Below are 251 nucleotides of genomic sequence, written 5' to 3'. Positions count from 1 at the left end.
AATGGCAATCGTCGCCGTTTTTCCTAATGCTGTATTAAATTGCAACTCTAAAACTTTTGCCATCAGTCCTACCTCCTTTTTTATTGTAATGACGACAATTCTGTTATTTCTTGCTTACTAATACTGTCAAGTGGCTTTGATGAAAGACTCGCAATCGCTTTCGCTACCGTTACTAACGCTGTTGGTGTATGCGTGTCGTTTACATTACGGTAGGTTTTAATTACAAATTGCGGCTTATTTGTTTCAGTATG

At 37.8% G+C, this 251-nt stretch carries 1 protein-coding gene; it reads right to left on the bottom strand.

Features of this window, described 5'->3' with window-relative positions; translation table 11 throughout:
• Positions 1 to 80 precede the first annotated feature (80 nt).
• Positions 81 to 251: DUF1659 domain-containing protein (locus SB660_RS24510; protein ID WP_486304222.1), on the bottom strand; the 171-nt coding region annotated here is incomplete at its 5' end.

Source organism: Bacillus sp. SIMBA_005 (genome assembly GCF_046535585.1).
Taxonomy (GTDB): Bacteria; Bacillota; Bacilli; order Bacillales; family Bacillaceae; genus Bacillus; species Bacillus pumilus.
Note: the sequence above shows the minus strand (reverse complement) of the source record. Positions and strands in the feature narration are given on the sequence as shown.